Annotated in this window: 1 protein-coding gene; it reads left to right on the top strand. The window is 72.4% G+C overall.

The window, feature by feature from the left end:
* The coding region (gene msrP, locus DEIPI_RS0116545; protein WP_027482502.1) for a protein-methionine-sulfoxide reductase catalytic subunit MsrP at positions 1–789 on the top strand (789 nt) is incomplete at its 5' end.
* Positions 790–919: the final 130 nt, after the last annotated feature.

Raw genomic sequence — 919 nt, forward strand, 5'->3', positions numbered from 1 at the left:
GCGAGGCCCCGACCCCTCGGACCGTACGACACGTCCGAGCCGATCACCCCGTGGCGGGACGCCACCACCTACAACAACTACTACGAGTTCGGGCTCGGCAAGGACGACCCCGCCCGCGAGGCGGCCGACTTCCGTACCCGTCCCTGGACGGTCGTCGTGGACGGCCTCGTCCGCAGGCCGCAGCGGATCGACGTGGATACCCTCACGCGCTGGTTCCCGCCCGAGGAGCGCATCTACCGCATGCGCTGCGTCGAGGCGTGGTCCATGGTGATGCCGTGGTCCGGCTTCGAGCTCGGCGCGCTCATCCGCCGCGTGGAGCCGCTCTCCACCGCCCGCTACGTCGCCTTCACCGCCCTGCACGATCCCGAGCGGATGCCGGGCCAGCTCAGCGACGTCCTCCCGTGGCCGTACGTGGAGGGCCTGCGCCTCGACGAGGCGCTGCATCCCCTCACGCTCCTCGCGACGGGCCTGCAGGGGCGCCCCCTGCCGAACCAGAACGGCGCTCCGCTGCGGCTCGTGGTGCCCTGGAAGTACGGTTTCAAGAGCATCAAGGCGGTCGCGCGCATCACCTTCACCCGCGAGATGCCGCCCACCACGTGGAGCCTCGCCGCGCCCGACGAGTACGGCTTCTACGCGAACGTGAACCCCGCCGTGGATCACCCGCGCTGGAGTCAGGCGACCGAGCGGCGCATCGGCGACTTCGCCCGGCGCCCCACCCTGCCCTTCAACGGCTACGCCGACCAGGTGGCCTCCCTCTACGCGGGCATGGACCTGCGGAGGAACTTCTGAGCGTCGCCGCCCGGCGCGGGCGTCTCCTCGGGTGGCTCGTGCCCGCCGTCTGGACGGGCGGTCTGCTGCCCGCCGCCCTCATGGCCGTGGACGCCGTCACGGGCGCGCTCGGCGCGAACCCCGTGCAGCG

Origin of the sequence: Deinococcus pimensis DSM 21231, from assembly GCF_000519345.1 — a bacterium.
Taxonomy (GTDB): domain Bacteria; phylum Deinococcota; class Deinococci; order Deinococcales; family Deinococcaceae; genus Deinococcus_A; species Deinococcus_A pimensis.